Genomic DNA, 18,281 nt, shown 5'->3' on the forward strand with positions numbered 1-18,281 from the left:
GACGGGGCGAGGCAAGGCTCTGTCCGGTCGTCATTCCGGGCGCCCTCTCGGCGCGAGCCCCGGAATGACAACCGAGCTTTTTCAGTTACACCGCCATCTTCCGATGCAGCACCGGCGCGCCGGTGGTGAGGCTTTCGGCCGCATCGATGATTGCGTTGGCATCGATGCCGTAGTGTCGATACAGGTCAGCGATCGTGCCGGTCTGGCCGAACTGCTCGACGCCGAGCGCCTCGACGCGGTGGCCGCGGACGCTGCCGAGCCAGCCGAGCGCGGACGGATGGCCGTCGATCACGGTCACGATGCCGCAGTCGCGCGGCAGCGGCGCCAGCAGTTTTTCGATGTGGCTGAGATGCTGCACGCCGCGGCGATCCCGCCGCAATTTCCGTGCGGCGGTCCAACCCGCATGGAGGCGGTCCGCCGAGGTGATCGCGAGCAGGCCGATGTCGCGCCGGCTCTCGCCGACGAAGCCCGTGGCCTCGATCGCTTCCGGCGCCACCGCGCCGGTATAGGCGATCACGACTTCGGCATTGGGGCCAGGCTTACGCAGCCAATAGGCGCCGTCGGTGATGCCCTGCGCAAGCTCCGGCGTCATGATCCGCTGCACCTGCTCGATGCTGCGCGTCGAGAGGCGCAAATACACCGAGCCGCCCTCGCCCGGATCGCGCTGCATGTGCTCAAAACCGAAAGCCATGATCACGGCGAGTTCGTCGACGAAAGCCGGCTCGAACGAGGCGAGCCCGTCCTGCGCCATGCCGATCAGGGGCGTTGCGATCGACTGGTGCGCGCCGCCCTCGGGCGCGAGCGTGATGCCTGAGGGCGTCGCCGCCACCATGAAGCGCGCGTCCTGGTAGCAGGCGTAGTTCAGCGCATCGAGCCCGCGCTCGATGAAGGGATCGTAGAGTGTGCCGACCGGCAGCAGCCGCTCGCCGTTGATCTGGTGCGACAGCCCGAGCGCCGAGAGCATGATGAACAGGTTCATCTCGGCGATCCCAAGCTCGAGATGCTGGCCCTTGGGCGAAAAGTCCCAGTTGAAGGTGGAGGGAATTTTCTCGCTGCGGAATAAGTCCGCCTTCTCGGCGCGCGCGAACAAGCCGCGCCGGTTCACCCAGGGACCGAGATTGGTCGAGACCGTGACGTCGGGCGAGGTCGTGACGATGCGCTTGGCCAGTTCGCTGTCGCCGCGGGCGATCTCATTCAGCACGAGACCAAAGCCCTGCTGGGTCGACATCTGCGGCGACGGCTTGAACGCGAGCTGCTGGGGCACCTCGACGACGGGCGCGGTCAGCCGGCGGCCGTCCTGGTTGAACGGCACGCGCGCGAGGAACGCATCGAGCTCGGCGGCGGATTGCGCGAGGCCTTCATACTTCTCCCATTCATGCCCGGGCCGGATGTTCTGGCTGTCGCGATATTTCTCCATCTGCGCGACCGTCATCAGGCCGGCGTGGTTGTCCTTGTGGCCCTGGAACGGCAGGCCGACGCCCTTGATGGTGTAGGCGATGAAGCAGACCGGGCGATCGTGGTCGATGGATTCGAAGGCGTCCAGCATGCTCGCCATGTCGTGACCGCCGAGGTTCGACATCAGCGCCAGCAATTCCTCGTCACTGCGGCTGTCGATCAGTTTCGTGATCGGCCCCTGGTCGCCGATCTCGTCGTGCAGATGTTTTCGGAACGCGGCGCCGCCCTGGAAGCAGAGCGCGGCGTAAAGCGCATTCGGGCAATTGTCGATCCAAGCTTTAAGCGCCTCGCCGCCGGGCTCGGCGAAGGCCTCGCGCATCAGGCGGCCGTATTTCACGATGACGACGTCCCAGCCGAAATTGCGGAACATGGTCTCGAACTTTTCCCAGAGCCCCTCGCGCACGACGGCATCGAGCGACTGGCGGTTGTAGTCGACCACCCACCAGGTGTTGCGCAGGCCGTGCTTCCAGCCTTCGGCAAGCGCCTCCCAGATGTTGCCCTCGTCCATCTCGGCGTCGCCGACCAGCGCAATCATCCGCCCTTCGCGGCGATCCTTCATCCAGCCATGCGCCTTGACGTAATCCTGCACCAGCGAGGCGAACAGCGTCTGCGCGACGCCGAGGCCGACCGAGCCGGTGGAGAAATCGACGTCGTCGACGTCCTTGGTGCGCGAGGGATAGGACTGCGCGCCCTTGAAGCCGCGAAAGTTCTCCAGCTTCTCGCGGCTCTGCCGGCCGAACAGATACTGAATGGCGTGGAACACCGGGCTCGCATGCGGCTTCACCGCCACGCGGTCCTCGGGGCGCAGCACATGGAAATACAGCGCCGACATGATGGTGGCGAGCGAGGCGGACGAGGCCTGATGTCCCCCGACCTTCAACCCGTCGGCATTGGGGCGGATGTGGTTGGCGTGGTGGATGGTCCAGGACGACAGCCACAGCGCCTTGCGGCTCAGCGCGGTCAAGGTGTCGAGGCGGGCGGTATCGACGGGCATGGCAAAGGCTCCCGGAAAACAGGTGGGGCGATGATACGCCTGCGAGGGGCGCCAAACTTCTCAATTTTTCGCGCAATACCTGATGATATTGGGATATCATACTAATAACTACCCAAAATATGCAGGTTTTATCCCAATGCCAGAGCTAGACGCCATCGACCGAAAGATCCTCGCACTGCTTCAGGCAGACAGCCGGCTGACCATGCAGGAACTCGCCGACAAGGTCGGCCTCTCGGTCTCGCCCTGCCATCGCCGGGTCAAGCTGCTGGAGGAGCGCGGCGTCATCAGCCGCTACGTTGCGACCGTGGACCAGAAGGCGCTCGGCCTGCATGTCAGCGTCTTCATCTCGATCAAGCTGGCGCGGCAGAAGGAGGAGGATCTCAACCGCTTCGCGCGCGCGATCTCGAAATGGGACGAGGTGCTGGAGTGTTATCTGATGACCGGCAACCGCGATTACCTGCTTCGCGTCGTCGCAGCCGACCTCGCCTCCTACGAGACCTTCCTCAAGACCAAGCTGACCCGGCTCGACGGCATCGCCTCGATCGAGTCGAGCTTTGCGCTGAGCCAGGTGAAGTATTCGATCGCGCTGCCGGTGTGATGCCCGCAGTCCTGCTCCGGGCTGTCACAAGGGTGCAATAAACGCCACCGATGGTCCTCGGCGACTGGCACCCGAGCCGAGAGAAGGACCCATGACCGCATCCGACCGCACCCCTGAAATGGCCAAACGCGAGCGCATTATTCGGGAAATGACCGACGATCTCGACGAAGAGCTGGAGATGGAGCTCGACGATGCGCGTCTCGACGAGCTCCTGGAGGAGACCGATACGCTGGGCCCGGCGGTCGACCGCAAGCTCTATTTCCGGGAGTTGCTGCGGCTCCAGGGCGAGCTGGTCAAGCTCCAGGACTGGGTCCAGAGCGAGAAGAAGAAGGTCGTGGTGCTGTTCGAGGGCCGCGACTCCGCCGGCAAGGGCGGCGTGATCAAGCGCATCACCCAGCGCCTCAATCCGCGCATCTGCCGCGTCGCCGCGCTGCCAGCACCGAGCGAGCGCGAGCGCACGCAATGGTATTTTCAGCGCTACGTGTCCCATCTGCCGGCCGGCGGCGAGATCGTGCTGTTCGATCGCAGCTGGTACAACCGCGCCGGCGTCGAGCGCGTGATGGGCTTTTGCACCGACGAGCAATACCAGGAGTTCTTCCAGACGGTGCCGGAGTTCGAGCGGATGCTGATCCGCTCCGGCATCATTTTGGTCAAATACTGGTTCTCGATCACCGACGACGAGCAGCAGTTCCGCTTCACCATGCGCATCAAGGACCCCTTGAAGCAGTGGAAGCTGAGCCCGATGGACGTCGAGGCCCGCAGCCGCTGGGAGCTCTACACCAAGGCCAAGGAGACCATGCTGGAGCATACGCACCTTCCGGATTCACCGTGGTGGATCGTCGATGCCGTCGACAAGAAGCGCGCGCGGCTGAACTGCATCGCGCATCTGCTGAGCCAGATGCCATACCAGGAGGTCGCGCGGGTCCCGGTGGTGCTGCCGGCGCGCGTGCGGAACCCAGATTACCACCGCGGGCCGGTCCCGCCGGAGATGTACGTGCCGGCAAAATATTGAGAAAGGTTTCGTGGGTTGAGCAAAGCGGCTTGTCCGCCATAGCTCGAAGAGCGACGGCGGAAGCGTGCCCACCAATCTCACCAGGAACGCGGATGCATGGTGGGCACGGCGCTCTGCGTCTTTGCCCACCCTACGCAGTACCGTCATCGCCACGGCTGCACGATGATCTTGGTGTGGGCTTCAGGATTGGCGAGATCGGCGAAGGCCTTGGCGACGCCGTCGATGCCGACCTCGGCCGTGACCATCGCCGCCGCATCCACCTGCCCTTCCGCGATCAGCCGCAGCGAGCCTGCGAATTCGTCCGGCGTATAACCGAGCACGTATTGGACGTTGAGCTCCTTCATGATGCCGAGCATGGGTTCGCTCTTGTCGGTCTCCATGCAGACGCCGACCACCACGATCCGAGCATCGCGCGGCGCGCCTTCGAACACCTGCTGCAGCAGCCCGGGCACGCCGACGCATTCGAAGATGATCGCAGGCTTCAGCGCCGGCAGCATGAGCTGGAACGGCGGCCGCGCCGCCTTCTCGGCATCCGACATCTGCGCGTGCTCGGCCCAGGTCGCATAGGGCTGCGACACCCTGGGATCGACGACGATATCGGCGCCGAGCTTTGCCGCTAGCGCGCGGCGCGCCGGCGAATAGTCGGCGGCGACGATGGGGTGCAGCCCCTTGATCTTCAGCGCCGCGATCACCGCGAGCCCGACAGGGCCGCAACCGATGACGAGCGGCACCTCGCCGCCCCGGATGTTGGCTTTCGCCACGGCGTGAACGCCGACTGCGAGCGGCTCGGTCAAGGCCGCATGCTCCGGCGCAAGACCGTTGGGCACCTCGAGCAGGAGCGGCTCGCTCAAGACCATCTGCTCCGCATAGCCGCCGACGAAGTCGTTGGAGTAGCCGATCCCCTTGATGCCCTCCGGCGTCACCAGCGCGGGCAGCGAGCAGACATGCGTCCCCGGTTTGAACTTGCGTTCCGTGCCGGGGGCGTAATCGATGATCTCGCAGCAGAATTCGTGACCGAACACGACGTCACGCGACAGATCCATCGGCGTGCGACCGGTCTTCCTGGCCATCTCCACCATCCGCGGCGCATGCTGGCGCGCATGCAGGTCGGAGCCGCAGATGCCGCAGGCGAGCGTCTTGACCAGCACCTGGCCGGGGCCCGGCTTCGGATCGGCCATCCTGTCGACGACAATCTCGCCGTTCCTGAAAATCGCAGCGCGCATCCGGCTCCTCCCGCATTGTTGGAGCCGTTGATAGCACGTAACAGGGCGCGCGAACTTGCGTCAGGGGTTCGGGGAACGCTCTTCCAGCACCAGCAACTGGGCGCGGCGGATACGCTCGCGATGAGCGATGTAGAGGCCGCTGGCGACGATGAAGGCCGCGCCGACGACCGTCCAGAGATCGGGGACCTCGCCGAAGATGAAGAAGCCGAGAATGCTGACCCACAGCAACTGGGTGTAGGAGAACGGCGCCAGCACCGAGGCATCGCCATAGCGATAGGCCAGCACGATGATCCACTGGCCGACGGTGGAGGCGACGCCGATCACGATGCCGAGCCCGATCGCGGTCCAGCTCGGCGTGACCCAGACGAACGGCACCATCACGGAAAGGATCGCAACGCCCGTGAGCGCAGAATACGCCATCGTGGTGAGCACGGCTTCACGCCCGCTCATCATCCGCGTCAGGATCAGCGCGGCGGCCCAGCAGAACGCAGAGACGATCGGGAAGAACGCGGCGGCGTGAAACGCGCTCGAGCCCGGCCGCAGGATGATCAGCACGCCCGTCAGGCCGATCGCGGTCGCGATCCAGCGTCGCATGCCCACCGTCTCGCTGAGGAAGACGATCGAGAGCGCAGTGACGAACAGCGGCGAGACGAAGCCCGTCGCGGAGGCTTCCGCGATGGGAAGGAAGCGCAGGCCGGTGATGAAGAACAGCGAGGAGCCGAGCAGCGCGGCACCGCGCATCAGTTGCAGGCCGAGCCGCTCGGTGCGCATCGCATGGAGCGGAGAGCCCGGCAGCATCACCGGCGTGAACATCAGCGCGAACGTGACGAAGCGGATCCAGGTGATCTCGATCGACGGCAGGCTGGTCGACAGATATTTCGCGGTGACGTCGGAGCAGCCGAGGAAGATCGTCGACAGCAGCACCAGCGCAATGCCCTTGAAGGGATGGTCGACACGCGCGGGCGCGCGGCGAGCCGTCTGCTTCTTCTCCGGCACGGGCATGGGGATACTGTCGAGCCTTGCGGCTGCGGCGGGCGGCGGTGTCACGGCTGGAACCCGGGAAAATGCGATCGAGAACGGTGGTAAAAAACGACAAATGCGCCGCGTTCACAACTTCCGAAAACAGGATGCCGATATGCGCAGGCCGCCGCGCGCGTCAATGCTCCGTTAATAATGGGCGTTTGTGCATTACAGCATGGGCAGGCTGCGCGGCTTCGGCCCGCGCGGAAACGCCGCATCGAGCGCCGTAATCTCGTCTTTCGTTAGCGCGAGATCACCGGCCGCCGCATTCTCGCCGGCATGTTCGGGGGACGAGGCCTTCGGAATCGCGAACACCGTAGTCGCACGGGTGAGGAAGCTGAGCGCGACCTGACGCGGCGTCACGCGACGCGCCTCTGCGATGCGCTCCAGCACGGCACCGCCCTTGCTGCGCGCATCCGGAAAATCGTCGTGACCGAACGGCGAGTAGGCGACGACGGCGACGCCATGCTGCTCGCACCACGGGATCACCGCATGCTCGATCGCGCGTTCCTTCAGATGATAGAGCACCTGATTGCAGGCGATACGACCTTCGCCCGCGACGTCGAGAATTTCGTCGAGATCATCGGCATCGAAATTGGACACGCCCCAGGATTTGATCTTGCCTGATTTCACCAGCTCCTCGAACGCGGCGACGGTGTCTTCGAGCGGATAGGAACCGCGCCAGTGCAGGAGATAGCAATCGAGATGATCGGTCTTGAGCCGCTTCAGCGAACGCTCGCAGGCGGTGATGGTGCCGCGGCGCGACGCGTTGCTCGGCAACACCTTGGAGACGAGGAACACTTCATCACGGCGGCCCGTGATCGCATCGGCAATGACGAGCTCGGCATCGCCATACATCTCGGCGGTGTCGATGTGGGTCATGCCGAGATCGAGCCCGCGCTGAAGCGCCGCAATCGCGCGCTTGCGGTCGCCATGGTCGAGATACCAGGTGCCCTGCCCGATGACGGAGACTTTGGCGCCGGCTTTGCCGAAGAATTTTGTGTTCATGTTAGAGCTCACAGTCCGCCGATATCCGCAACCAGCACGCTGCCAGTCGACGACTCCGTGATATAGAGCCGATTCCCGCTTTCGCCACCGATCGCCACATTGGTGCAATTCGGCCCCTCGCACGACTTGATCCGCGCAAGCAATTCGCCGTTCGGCGCGAACACGAAGACGTGGCCGAGCGAAGCATGGCCGACGAACAGGCGACCCCTGGCGTCCATGGTCAAGCCATCGGGACCGCTGGTGCCGAACAGCGAGCAGAAGCGGCCAACCTTGGACACACTGCCGTCCTTCATGAACGGCAACCGCCACACCGCGTTGTCGCGCGTCATCGCGACGAACAGTACGGTTTCGGTGAGATCGAGCACCAGGCCATTCGGGCTGATGCCGGTGTCGATCAGGCAATCGAGCCGGCCGTTCGATGCGAGACGATACACGCGACCGCTGGGGTCGTGCAGGCCGGTCTGGCCCTGATCGGTGAAATAGATGTCGCCGTTGGAAGCAAGATGCAGGTCGTTGCAACCGCGGAAAGATTCTGAATTGCGCGCGGTCAGGACGGGCTTGATGCGACCGGCGTTGGGGTCGAGCTCCATGATGCCGTGCCTGTAGTCGGCCACCAGGATGCGCCCATCAGATGCGATCTTCAGTCCGTTCGGCCAACCCTCATATTCGATCACGAGCGACCATTCGCCATCAGGCGCGATGCGAAAGATGCGGCCGAAGGGAATGTCGACGATGTAGAGATTGCCGTCGCTGTCGAAAGACGGTCCTTCGATGAAGCTGTCGGTCGGCACATTCGGCCGGTTGGCGTCAGCCCAATCGGTCCGCACGCCCTTGCGGCGGAACTTTTCGGGCATCGCGGAGAAAAGCCTCGTCTCGATCAGGCGCGGCGGCGTTTCCAGGTACATCATTGTTGTTTTTGGGCGTGTTGAGGGGGAAGCCGCGGCACCATAGGGCACAATCGAGGGCGCGTCGATTGGGCCGGGGGAATGGCTGCGTCCACGCCACCCTCGCGTCCCGGACGCGCTGCAGCGTGAAACGCTGCTGCGCAGAGCCGGGACCCAGAAAGGCCAAACACTCGCTTCTAGATGGGCCTCGGCTCTGCAGCGCACCGCTACGCGCTGCGCTGCGTCCGAGGCACGAGGCCTACCCCACCGCGCCCGCGACCTTCGCCTGCTTCACCGGCGCCGTGTCCGTCGCTGCGATCAGGCGCTTCAGTTCCGGAATGCAGGAGCCGCAATTGGTGCCGGCCTTGAGCTTGGCGCCGATCTCGGCAGCCGAGCGCGCGCCGGCCGCGATGGTCTCGCAGATGGTGCCGCGGCCGACGCCGAAGCAGGCGCAGACGACCGGCCCGGTCGAGGCGGCGCCTTCGCCGGACTTGCCTGACAGCAGCATGCGGCGCTGATCGTCGGTGACGAGGTCGGCCACGAACAGGCTCTTCACCACCTCCCAGTCGCCCGCATCATGCGCGGGGCCGACGAACAGGCAGGTCTCGATGCGATCGCCCGCGAACGACGCCGCACGATAGACCCCGCCGCCGAAGTCGCGATAGTCGGCGACGTCCTCGCCGGCGACGCTCTCGAGCCAGGCCGGCCAGCGCGAAAGGTCGGCGTTGTCGGCGAAGAGATAGCCGAAGCCGCCGGTGACCGTGACGCGGGTCCACAACAGGTTCGGCGGCAGATCGAGCTGCTTCCGCGACAGCGCAAAGCCGCGGAAGACGAATTCATAAGGCGCGATCGCGGCCGGCGTCGCCTTGGATTCCGGCTGCCCCGAGAACGGATCGGTGAAGGACTGCACCAGCGCTCCGACGCGGCCATGCGAGGCATTCATTGCGCTCCAATGGATCGGCGCGAACAATGTGCCACGCTGAGTGCCGTCACTGACGACGACCTTCAGGATGCACTGACCGTAGTCGGTGGTCACGCGGGCAAAGCCGTCGTGAACGATGCCGTATTTGCCGGCATCATCAGGATGGATCTCGACGAAGGGCTCCGGCAGATGCGCGCCCAGGCGCTGGCTGAGCCCCGTGCGCGTCATGGTGTGCCATTGGTCGCGGATGCGTCCGGTGTTGAGCCTGAGGGGGCGCGAGGCACCGGTCTCGCCGCGCAGCGACGGCACCTCCGGCGCAATGAACCGGCCCTTGCCGTCATTGGTGAAGAAGCCGCCCTTCGCAAAGAAACGCTCGCTCGACGCCTCGCCTTCGCGCACCGGCCACTGCACCGGCTTCAAGGCATCGAAGGCGTCGTCGGACAGCGAGGTCAGCGCGCCGATATCGAAATCGCGGCTGCCCTCGTTCTCGAACGCCGAGAGCGCGGCGTGCTCTCGGAAGATCTCGGCGGCGGATTTGTAGTTGAAGCTGTCGCCGAAGCCGAGGCGCTTGGCGGTCTCGCTGAGGATCCACCAATCGGGGCGCGCCTCGCCCGGCGCCGGCAGGAACGAGCGCTGGCGCGAGATGCGGCGCTCGGAATTGGTCACGGTGCCCGACTTCTCGCCCCAGGCGAGCGCCGGCAGCAGCACATGCGGACCGGCATCGACCGTGTCGTTGGAGAGCACGTTCTCGGACACCACGAACAGCTCGAGCTTCTTCAACGCCTCGCGCACGAAGTCCGCATCGGGCAGCGACACCGCGGGATTGGTGCCCATCACCCAGAGCGCCTTGACCTCGCCGCGATGGATGGCCTCGAACAGCTGCACCGCCTTCAGCCCCTCATGGGTGGCGATGCGCGGTGCCTTCCAGAACCGCCTGACACGATCGATGTCGGGCGGCGTGAAGCCCATATGCGCGGCAAGCATATTGGCGAGACCGCCGACCTCGCGGCCGCCCATCGCGTTGGGCTGGCCCGTGAGCGAGAACGGCGAGGCGCCGGGCTTGCCGATGCGTCCCGTCGCCAGGTGGCAGTTCAGGATCGCGTTGACCTTGTCGGTGCCCTGTGCCGACTGATTGACGCCCTGCGAATACAGCGTGACGACGCGGTCCGTGTCGCGGAACATCTTGAAGAAGGTGGCGACATCCTGCTCCGAGAGGCCCGTCGCGAGCGCCGTCGCAGTGACGCTGCCGGCGATGCTGCGCGCACGCGCCAAGGCGTCGTCGAAACCGCTCGTGTTCTGCGCGATGTAGTCCTGGTCCAGCGCGCCGCTGTCGGCGAGATGGACAAACAGGCCGGAGAACAGCGCGGTATCGGTGCCGGGCTTGAGACCGAGGAACAGATCGACATCGCTTGCAGTGTCGGTGCGGCGCGGATCGATCACGATCATGCGCGCGCCACGCTCCCCGCGGTTCTTCAGCATGCGCTGGAACAGCACCGGATGGCACCAGGCCGCGTTCGAGCCGACGAACACCAGCAGATCGGCCTGATCGAGATCCTCGTAGCAGCCGGGGACTGTGTCGGCGCCAAAGGCGCGGCGATGGCCGGCGACCGAGGACGACATGCAGAGCCGCGAGTTGGTATCGACATTCGCCGTGCCGACAAAGCCCTTCATCAGCTTGTTGGCGACGTAATAATCCTCGGTGAGGAGCTGGCCGGAGAGATAGAACGCGACCGCATCGGCGCCATCTCGCGCCACGATGTGCTGCATGCGATGGGCGACATGATCGAGCGCATCGCTCCAGGCGACGCGCTCGAGCACGCCCTTGCAGCGGATCATCGGATAGAGCAGACGGCTTTCGAGGCCAACGGTCTCGCCGAGCGCTGAGCCTTTCGAGCACAGCCGGCCGAAATTGGCGGGATGGTCAGGATCGCCAGCGATCGCCGCCCCGCCCATGCCGTCCGGCGTCGCCAGCACGCCGCAGCCGACGCCGCAATAGGGACAAGTCGTCTTGGTGGCACGAAGCGTGGGATCGATCACCGTCATATCAAGCTGCCCTGTCACGCCGGCTCTATCAAGCCGCCTTGGGAGAACGCGCGAACGCGCGACCAAACATCATGTCGGTCCGGATCGCCGCCACCTTGTCGCGATTGCGGATCAGCTCGAGATACCAGAGCGCATCGACGGTATCGCCGATCAGCACCGCGCCGGTGAGCCGGCCGTCGGCGATCACGAGCTTCTTGTAGGTGCCGCGCCTGCGGTCGGTCAGCACCAGGCTCTCGCTGCCCTCCCCGCCCATGAAGTCGCCGGCGGAGAACACGCTGACGCCGGAGACCTTCAAATTGGTCGAGACCACGCTGCCCTGGTAGGCGGCGGGCCGGCCGGCCAGATGCCGTGCCAGCACCCGCGCCTGCTCATAGGCGGGCTCGACCAGGCCATAGCAGGTGCCGCGATGCTCGGCGCATTCGCCGAGCGCGAAGATGTCGGGCGATGCCGTCTGCATCAAATCGTTGACGACGATGCCGCGGTTGACCGCGATGCCGGCGTCTTTGGCAAGCGCCACGTTCGGCTTGATGCCGGCGGCGAAGATCACCGCGTCGGCCTCGATGCGGCTGCCATCGGCAAGCTCGACGGCCTCGACATGGCCATCGCCATGGATGCGGGCGGTCGAGGCACTGAGCAGGATGCGGATGCCCTTGCGCTCGACCAGCATCTTGAGCAGGTCGGCGGCCGGCCCATCGAGCTGACGCTCCATCAGCCGGTCCATCAGATGCAGCAGCGTTACCGGCGCGCCGGCCTTGGCAAGGCCGTAGGCTGCCTCAAGTCCGAGCAGGCCACCGCCAACCACGACGACACGCTTCTTCGCAGCGGCCAGCGTCAGCAAAAGGTCGACGTCGCGCGTATCGCGAAAAGTGTGCACGCCGGCGAGATCGGCGCCCGGCAAATTGAGCCGCAGCGGCGTCGATCCGGTGGCGAGCACGAGCTTGGAATACTCCATGCTCTCCTCGCCCTCGATCTTGAGCTCGCGGCGGCCGGTGTCGATCTCGGTGACGCGATAGCCATAGCGGACCGTGACGCCACGATGGCGCCACCAGTCGGCCGGCCGCAGCTCGATCTCGTGCGAGCCGGTCTCGCCGGCCAGCACGGAGGAGAGCAGCACGCGATTGTAAGCGAGCCGCGGCTCTTCGCCGATCACCGCGACCGCGTAGCGGCCGAGCGAGGTCTTGGCGAGCTCGTCGACCAGACGCGCGGCCGCCATACCGTTACCGACGATGACCAGCGGTTCACTCACGAGGCATCTCCTATTCAGCGGCCTGCGCTTGCGCGCCGTAGGCCTCGGACATCATGAAGCCGGACAGAACGCCGTAGGCGTCGGTCCAGGCCTTTGCCAATTCGGGCGTCCAGGCCTCGCCAAGACCCTTCTCCAGGGTCCACAGCAAGGTCGCACCGACCACGGGATAGTGCTCGGCCGTGGCGCCGTAAGCGACGTGACGCTTGGCGAGCGCGGATGCCGCGGGAAGAACCGTCTCCAGGTTCGACAGGCCGCTGACGACGGCGGCGAGCATCCCCATCAGCTTCTTGCGCTGCTCGGTCATATCTTCAGGGAACATCGCGCGCACGGACGGCGCCACCTCGAACAGGCGGTCGTAGAACAACACGGAGGCAGCTTCCGAAATCGGCGCGACCTTGGCGAAGCTCTGCTGGATGAGAGTGATCTGTTCGGGCGTCATGTGGTTCTCCTGTCTGTTTCGGTTTGCCTTGGTGCGCTTCGTTGCGAACAAGGTTCATGGGTCAAACGTCATCAGAGAGTCTTCTCCCCGCGTACGGGGAGAAGCGACATTCGTGCCAAGTGTCAGACCCGCGCCTCGGCGAGGCTTGAGGCGCCCTCACCCTGCGGGCCGCGACGCAGGTAGAACCACCAGGTCAAGCCGAGGCAGCTGGCGTAGAAGGCGAGATAGATCGCGAGCGCGAGCTGCGGGCCGCCGGTCAGGGCGATCGACTTGCCGAAACCGGTCGGGATCAGGTAGCCGCCGACGGCACCGATCGCGCCGATGAAGCCCACCGCTGCACCGCTCTCGATGCTCGCCGTCTTCAGCGCGAGCGCGCGCGCTGCCTCGCCCTTGCCGCGCACCCTGAACAGGTTCTCTTCGCGGAAGATCGAGGGGATCATGCGATAGGTCGACCCGTTGCCGATGCCCGTCGTCACGAACAGGAACAGGAACATCGACAGGAAGCCGATGAAATCCTTTTGCCCGACGAAGTAGAGCACGCCGACCGTTGCGCCTGCCATCACGATGAAGTTCCAGAAGGTGATGATGGAGCCACCGATCTTGTCGGCGAGCCAGCCGCCGAGCGGACGCGACAGCGAGCCGACCAACGGCCCCAGGAACGCGATCGCAATCGTGATTTGCGGGAACTGGGTCTTGATCAGCAGCGGAAACGCAGCCGAATAGCCGATGAAGGAGCCGAACGTACCGATGTAGAGATACGCCATGATCCAGGTGTGCTTGCGCTTGACGATCGCAAGCTGGTTCTTCACCGACGACTTCGCCGTAGTCAGATTGTTCATGAAGAACACGGCACCGAACACCGCGATCGCGATCGGCAGCACCCACATCAGGCCAGCATTCTGCAGGAAGATGCCGTCGACGGGGGTTGCCTGGAACAGGTTGAAGACGGCGAGCGTCATCAGGATCGGGGTCAGCAGCTGCACGCTGGAGACGCCGATATTGCCGCCGGCTGCATTCAAGCCGAGCGCCCAGCCCTTCATCCGGTCAGGGAAGAAGAAGGAGATGTTGGTCATGCTGGAGGCGAAATTGCCGCCGCCGAGACCTGCGGTCGAGGCGATCAGCAGCATCAGCCAGAACGGCGTATCAGGCTGGCTCACGAAATAGGCAAGCGACAAGGTCGGGATGAACAGGATCGCCGCGCTGAAGATGGTCCAGTTGCGGCCGCCGAACGTCGTGACCGCGAACGTATAGGGAAAGCGTATCAGGGCGCCGATGAGCCCCGGCACAGCGATGAGCTGAAACAGCTGGTCGGTGGTGTAGTGAAAGCCTGCCTGCGGCAGCTTGGTAGTGACGATGCTCCAGATCAGCCAGACCGAGAAGCCGATATGCTCGGCCACGATCGACCAGATCAGGTTGCGTCGCGCGATCGTCTTGCCGGTCGCATTCCAGAACGCCTCATCTTCGGGGCGCCAGTCTGAAATCCAAGTAGGATTCTTCGTCATTGAGTATCCCTTCCAGGCTCACCGCTGCGTCGTTGCAGGCTCCGCCTCACATGGAGGCGCGCTCCGAGGCTTCACCCCGGTGGCGAGTTCACGATGCTGATTGATGATGTTGAGGGACGTCGTCGTTGGCGTCGCGCAAAGACATTTCAATTTCCGTGCCAGTTGCGCGCACACTGGAAATACAGGGATTTCAGGACGTTATTCGCATTGCCAGAAATTCTGGCAGGGCTTTTCCGCACGCTAAATTTGCGATTCGCTCAATCCTTGTGCGACGCACAAGGATTGAGCTAGATGTCGATTATTTGTGCGCAGGCATCCGCTTGCGTTAACTCTTCGTTACGCGGCCTCGACGAAGCGATGACGCTCGTAGAGGAATTCGAGCACGCGCTGGCGGCACTTCAGATAGGTGGTGTTGGTGGCCAGCTCGAGCCGCTTGCGCGGGCGCACCAGCGGCACCTCCAGCACCTCGCCGATCCGCGCGCTCGGCCCATTGGTCATCATCACGATGCGGTCGGACAGCAGCACGGCCTCGTCGACGTCGTGAGTGATCATTAAAATGGTGTTGCCGAGCTTCTGATGCAGCGCCATCACCGAGTCCTGCAAGTGAGCGCGGGTCAGCGCGTCGAGCGCGCCGAACGGCTCATCCAGCAGCAGCACCTTCGGCTCCATCGCCAGCGCCCGCGCAATGCCGACGCGCTGTTTCATGCCGCCGGAGATTTCGGAAGGACGCTTGTCCTTGGCATGGGCCATCTGCACGAGATTGAGATTGTGCATGACCCAGGCGTCGCGCTCGGCGCGGGACTTGGTCCTGGCAAAGACCTTGTCGACGCCGAGCCTGACGTTCTCGTAGACGGTCAGCCACGGCAACAGGCTGTGGTTCTGGAACACCACGGCGCGGTCCGGCCCCGGCGAGTTGACCTCGCGGTTTTCCAGCAGCACCCCGCCGGTGGTGGCGTTGGTCAGCCCCGCGATGATGTTGAGCAGGGTCGACTTACCGCAGCCGGAATGGCCGATGATCGAGACGTATTGACCCTTCTCGATCGTGAGATTGATCTCCTTCAGCACCTCCGTGGTGGCGGCACCGCGGGTAAAGACCTTGTCGATGTGGTCGAGCTTCAGATAAGCGGTCATGTGCCCTCTCCTCTCAGTTCAGCGCGGTGCCGCGGGTGACGAACTTGCCGAGACCCGCGATCAGGCGGTCCAGCACGAAGCCGACGATGCCGACATAGAACAGCGCCAGGATGATCTCGCTGATATGCGAGGAGTTCCATGCGTCCCAGATGAAGAAGCCAATGCCGACGCCGCCGATCAGCATTTCCGCGGCGATGATGGCGAGCCAGGACAGCCCGATGCCGATGCGCAGGCCCGTGAAGATGTAAGGCGCCGCCGCCGGGATCATGATCTTGGCGAAGAACTCGAGCGGGTTGAGCTGCACCACCGCGGCGACGTTGCGATAATCTTGCGGGATGTTGCGGATGCCGACCGCGGTATTGATGATGATCGGCCAGATCGAGGTGATGAATATGACGAAGATCGCCGAAGGCTGGCCGTCGCGGAAGGCCGCGAGCGACAGCGGGAGCCAGGCCAGCGGCGGAATGGTGCGGAGCACCTGGAACAGCGGATCGAGCCCGCGCATCGCCCAGACCGACTGCCCCACCAGCACGCCGAGCGCGATGCCGGCGATCGCCGAGAGCGAATAGCCGAAGGCGACGCGCTGGAGACTGGCGGAGAGATGCCAGAACAGGCCCTTGTCGATGCCGCCATGGTCGAAGAACGGATCGAGGATCAGCTCCTTCGTGTCCTTGAACACACGTGACGGCGGCGGCAGCGCCGAGCCGGCGCGACGGCAGACCAGCTCCCACACCAGCGTCAAAAGCGCGATCACGACCAGCGGCGGGATCACGCGCACGGCAGTTTCTCGCGCCATCCGCGCATAGGCTTCAGCGCGCGGCGGGCGCTTCGGTGTCAGCGCGACGACCGGTGCGGCAACGGCCGCAGGCGACGCGGTCTCGACCTCAATCTTCGTGGCAGGCATATTCATCGCAATATCTCTCCGGCTGCAAAGGACGATGCGGCCGCCCATGGGCGGCCGCTGGCTCCATCAGACTTCGACGCGCTTGATCGCGAGCGACTTCAGATAGGCTGCCGGATTTTCGGGATCGAACACCTTGCCGTCGAAGAAGGTCTCCTTGCCGCGCGAGGTGGATGTCGGGATGTCGGAGCTCGCGACGCCGAGTGTCTTGGCCGCATCCTTCCACATGTCCTCGCGGTTGACCTTGGCGATGAGCGCCTTGCTGTCGAAGCCGGCCTCGTATTTGCCCCAGCGAATGTCCTCCGTCATGAACCAGAGGTCGTGGCTCTGGAATGGATAGGAGGCATGGTCGCGCCAGTACTTCATGATGTGCGGCGAGTTCTCGACCACCTTGCCGGAAAGGCCGTAATCGAACTTGCCCTTGGCGCGATCGGCGATGTCCTCGACCGGGCAGTTGATCCACTGGCGCTTGGCCATGATGGTGGCGAGCTCCTCCTTGTTCTCCATCTTGTCGGCCCATTGCTGGGCTTCCATCACCGCCATCAGGATCGCTTTCGCAGCCTTCGGGTTCTTGTCGACCCAGGCCGCGCGCATGCCGAGTGACTTTTCGGGATGCTTGCTCCAGATCTCGCCGGTGTTGACGGCGGTATAGCCGATGCCCTGGTGCACCAGCTGCCCGGGCCAGGGCTCACCGACACAGAACGCATCCATGGTGCCGACCTTCATGTTGGCCACCATCTGCGGAGGCGGCACGGTGATGGTCTCGACATCCTTGTCCGGATCGATGCCGCCGGCGGCGAGCCAGTAGCGAACCCAGAGGTCATGCGTGCCGCCGGGAAAGGTCATCGCGACCTTGGCCGACTTGCCCTCGGCCTTCTTCTTCTCGAATGCCGCCTTCAGCAGCGAGGCATCGACGCCGACCTTGAGGTCGGCATATTCCTTGGCGACCGAGATGCACTGCGCATCGAGATTGAGCCGGGCCAGGATGTACATCGGCGTCGGCTGGTTGTTCTGCGTCACCTTACCGGCCGAGATCAGATACGGCATCGGGGTGAGGATATGCGCGCCGTCGATGCCGTTGCCCTCGGAGCCGAGCACGAGATTGTCGCGCGTGGTGCCCCAAGAGGCCTGCTTCTGCACGTCGACGTCGGGCATGCCGTATTTGGCGAACAGACCCTTGTCCTTGGCGACGAAGAGCGGGCCGGCATCGGAGAGCGCGATGAAGCCGAGCTTGGCGCCCTTGACCTCGGGGCCAGCGTCCTGCGCGAAGGCGCCGGCGGGAAAATTCAGTTTGGCGGCGGCGAGAAGTGCGGCGGTAGAGCCTGCGGCCTTCAACAATTGGCGGCGGCTGAGCCCATTGTCCGAGGGCCTGCGGGTGCGCTTGGTCATATGTCGTCCTTTGCGTCGTTGCAGAATTGATGGCGTCAGTGCACACGAGCAGCCCGTCCGTCCGGCGGCGCCGTCTTTGGCGCATGCGAACGCACGACGGGGGAGACCCCCGTCTGGTGGCGTCGGCAAGTCGGATGAGAAGTCTCGCGGGACGGCTTCAATGGCGTCGGCACGGAACTATTCAAGCTTCATGCCAAGCCCTTCATCGCCAAAAATGGCGGACAATGAAGGGGTTACGGTGACCGCGCCAGACTGCCGCACCCCCCGCTCCGCACGCGAAATTTGCGGCCTGCTCAATCCTTGTGCGTCGCACAAAACTTGTGCAGCAGCCCAGGCAAAAGGCTCGGGGCACGTCGGCAGCCAACCAAGCAGCAACACATCGTATTGAGATTGCTTGATCTTTCTCGTTGGCCCGAACGGCACGCGACTTGCTTCTCCTGGGCCGTCAACGAAGACTGCGGCTCGCCGCATTGTTGCAGCCTCTGGCGGCTGCATCCCGGAAGCTCACTGCTTC

General features: G+C 64.4%; 14 protein-coding genes. 2 read left to right on the forward strand and 12 right to left on the reverse strand.

What is annotated here, in order from left to right; translation table 11 throughout:
- Positions 1-85: 85 nt before the first annotated feature.
- Entirely contained in the window at positions 86-2,449 is a 2,364-nt protein-coding gene (locus tag GDN70_RS28150; protein ID WP_028144302.1) for a transketolase, read from the reverse strand.
- 136 nt (positions 2,450-2,585) lie between these two features.
- Between GDN70_RS28150 and GDN70_RS28155 the strand changes: the two genes are divergently transcribed.
- The gene (locus GDN70_RS28155) at positions 2,586-3,047 is read left to right on the forward strand and encodes an Lrp/AsnC family transcriptional regulator (RefSeq protein WP_028144303.1); all 462 of its coding nucleotides are present in this window, start codon (positions 2,586-2,588) and stop codon (positions 3,045-3,047) included.
- A 91-nt stretch (positions 3,048-3,138) separates the two neighbouring features.
- Entirely contained in the window at positions 3,139-4,059 is a 921-nt protein-coding gene (gene ppk2 / locus GDN70_RS28160) for a polyphosphate kinase 2 (RefSeq protein WP_038971857.1), read from the forward strand.
- Between the two features lie 143 nt (positions 4,060-4,202).
- Here the strand turns inward: ppk2 and GDN70_RS28165 are convergent, their stop codons facing one another.
- The 11 genes from GDN70_RS28165 to GDN70_RS28215 all read right to left on the reverse strand — a co-directional run bounded on the left by GDN70_RS28165 (position 4,203) and on the right by GDN70_RS28215 (position 17,767).
- Positions 4,203-5,282 carry a zinc-binding dehydrogenase gene (locus GDN70_RS28165; protein ID WP_152103313.1) on the reverse strand — a complete coding sequence of 360 codons (1,080 nt, stop codon included), beginning with the start codon at positions 5,280-5,282 and terminating at the stop codon, positions 4,203-4,205.
- A gap of 60 nt (positions 5,283-5,342) precedes the next feature.
- A complete protein-coding gene (locus tag GDN70_RS28170; RefSeq protein WP_028144306.1) occupies positions 5,343-6,284 on the reverse strand; it encodes a DMT family transporter in 942 nt (313 codons plus the stop codon).
- Between the two features lie 186 nt (positions 6,285-6,470).
- Positions 6,471-7,310, reverse strand: a complete 840-nt coding sequence (locus GDN70_RS28175; protein ID WP_028144307.1) for an aldo/keto reductase — start codon at positions 7,308-7,310, stop codon at positions 6,471-6,473.
- A gap of 8 nt (positions 7,311-7,318) precedes the next feature.
- Complete coding sequence (locus GDN70_RS28180; RefSeq protein WP_095426380.1) at positions 7,319-8,215, reverse strand: SMP-30/gluconolactonase/LRE family protein; 897 nt, start codon at positions 8,213-8,215, stop codon at positions 7,319-7,321.
- A gap of 238 nt (positions 8,216-8,453) precedes the next feature.
- The gene (locus tag GDN70_RS28185) at positions 8,454-11,159 is read right to left on the reverse strand and encodes a nitrate reductase (RefSeq protein ID WP_038971854.1); all 2,706 of its coding nucleotides are present in this window, start codon (positions 11,157-11,159) and stop codon (positions 8,454-8,456) included.
- A gap of 28 nt (positions 11,160-11,187) precedes the next feature.
- Positions 11,188-12,405, reverse strand: a complete 1,218-nt coding sequence (locus tag GDN70_RS28190) for an NAD(P)/FAD-dependent oxidoreductase (RefSeq protein ID WP_081494327.1) — start codon at positions 12,403-12,405, stop codon at positions 11,188-11,190.
- Between the two features lie 10 nt (positions 12,406-12,415).
- The gene (locus GDN70_RS28195) at positions 12,416-12,844 is read right to left on the reverse strand and encodes a globin family protein (protein ID WP_028144310.1); all 429 of its coding nucleotides are present in this window, start codon (positions 12,842-12,844) and stop codon (positions 12,416-12,418) included.
- A 122-nt stretch (positions 12,845-12,966) separates the two neighbouring features.
- On the reverse strand, positions 12,967-14,346 hold the full coding sequence (locus tag GDN70_RS28200) for an MFS transporter (protein WP_028144311.1): 1,380 nt from the start codon (positions 14,344-14,346) through the stop codon (positions 12,967-12,969).
- 336 nt (positions 14,347-14,682) lie between these two features.
- On the reverse strand, positions 14,683-15,477 hold the full coding sequence (locus tag GDN70_RS28205; RefSeq protein WP_028144312.1) for an ABC transporter ATP-binding protein: 795 nt from the start codon (positions 15,475-15,477) through the stop codon (positions 14,683-14,685).
- 13 nt (positions 15,478-15,490) lie between these two features.
- Positions 15,491-16,387: a nitrate ABC transporter permease gene (gene ntrB / locus GDN70_RS28210; RefSeq protein ID WP_028144313.1), complete on the reverse strand. Its 897-nt coding sequence runs from the start codon at positions 16,385-16,387 to the stop codon at positions 15,491-15,493.
- A 60-nt stretch (positions 16,388-16,447) separates the two neighbouring features.
- Positions 16,448-17,767 carry a CmpA/NrtA family ABC transporter substrate-binding protein gene (locus GDN70_RS28215; RefSeq protein WP_095426383.1) on the reverse strand — a complete coding sequence of 440 codons (1,320 nt, stop codon included), beginning with the start codon at positions 17,765-17,767 and terminating at the stop codon, positions 16,448-16,450.
- Positions 17,768-18,281 lie beyond the last annotated feature (514 nt).

It is taken from the genome of Bradyrhizobium sp. TM102 (genome assembly GCF_009176685.1).
GTDB lineage: Bacteria > Pseudomonadota > Alphaproteobacteria > Rhizobiales > Xanthobacteraceae > Bradyrhizobium > Bradyrhizobium ottawaense.

Excerpts from the sequence above, each read along its gene's own strand:
- ppk2 (WP_038971857.1), top strand. The coding sequence starts at position 3,139 with ATGACCGCATCCGACCGCACCCCTGAAATGGCCAAACGCGAGCGCATT.
- GDN70_RS28180 (WP_095426380.1), bottom strand. The coding sequence starts at position 8,215 with ATGTACCTGGAAACGCCGCCGCGCCTGATCGAGACGAGGCTTTTCTCC.
- GDN70_RS28165 (WP_152103313.1), bottom strand. The coding sequence starts at position 5,282 with ATGCGCGCTGCGATTTTCAGGAACGGCGAGATTGTCGTCGACAGGATG.
- GDN70_RS28170 (WP_028144306.1), bottom strand. The coding sequence starts at position 6,284 with ATGCCCGTGCCGGAGAAGAAGCAGACGGCTCGCCGCGCGCCCGCGCGT.
- GDN70_RS28200 (WP_028144311.1), bottom strand. The coding sequence starts at position 14,346 with ATGACGAAGAATCCTACTTGGATTTCAGACTGGCGCCCCGAAGATGAG.
- GDN70_RS28155 (WP_028144303.1), top strand. The coding sequence starts at position 2,586 with ATGCCAGAGCTAGACGCCATCGACCGAAAGATCCTCGCACTGCTTCAG.
- GDN70_RS28185 (WP_038971854.1), bottom strand. The coding sequence starts at position 11,159 with ATGACGGTGATCGATCCCACGCTTCGTGCCACCAAGACGACTTGTCCC.
- GDN70_RS28150 (WP_028144302.1), bottom strand. The coding sequence starts at position 2,449 with ATGCCCGTCGATACCGCCCGCCTCGACACCTTGACCGCGCTGAGCCGC.
- ntrB (WP_028144313.1), bottom strand. The coding sequence starts at position 16,387 with ATGAATATGCCTGCCACGAAGATTGAGGTCGAGACCGCGTCGCCTGCG.
- GDN70_RS28205 (WP_028144312.1), bottom strand. The coding sequence starts at position 15,477 with ATGACCGCTTATCTGAAGCTCGACCACATCGACAAGGTCTTTACCCGC.
- GDN70_RS28195 (WP_028144310.1), bottom strand. The coding sequence starts at position 12,844 with ATGACGCCCGAACAGATCACTCTCATCCAGCAGAGCTTCGCCAAGGTC.
- GDN70_RS28175 (WP_028144307.1), bottom strand. The coding sequence starts at position 7,310 with ATGAACACAAAATTCTTCGGCAAAGCCGGCGCCAAAGTCTCCGTCATC.
- GDN70_RS28215 (WP_095426383.1), bottom strand. The coding sequence starts at position 17,767 with ATGACCAAGCGCACCCGCAGGCCCTCGGACAATGGGCTCAGCCGCCGC.